The sequence below is a fragment of the Gilvimarinus sp. 1_MG-2023 genome (genome assembly GCF_030548285.1).
Genome location: NZ_JAUOSC010000941.1, coordinates 1 through 276, shown reverse-complemented (window position 1 = coordinate 276; position 276 = coordinate 1). Strand labels below are relative to the sequence as shown.

Below are 276 nucleotides of genomic sequence, written 5' to 3'. Positions count from 1 at the left end.
ACTCATTGGTTATCTCCTTGCACCAGATCCACAAACAACTCTTCCAGACGATTGGATTTGGGCCGCATACTACGCACCAGACACCCCTTGGCAGACAAGGCCTCAAACACGCTATTGATACTCTGACCCTCCTTGACAACCACCTCGATGGTATCCTCCCCCACAACCCGGACAACCCATCCGGCCAGCTGCAAATCGGCAGGAGCTTGCGACATCAGGTCAAACACAAAGGTCTCAGACTTCATATTGGCCAACAATGCACGAACACTGGTGCAG

The 276-nt window shown here is 52.5% G+C and carries 1 pseudogene; it reads right to left on the bottom strand.

Going from position 1 to position 276, the window contains the following annotated elements:
- Positions 1 to 2 precede the first annotated feature (2 nt).
- Positions 3 to 276: pseudogene (locus tag Q4563_RS19635) on the bottom strand (ABC transporter ATP-binding protein); the annotation flags it as partial.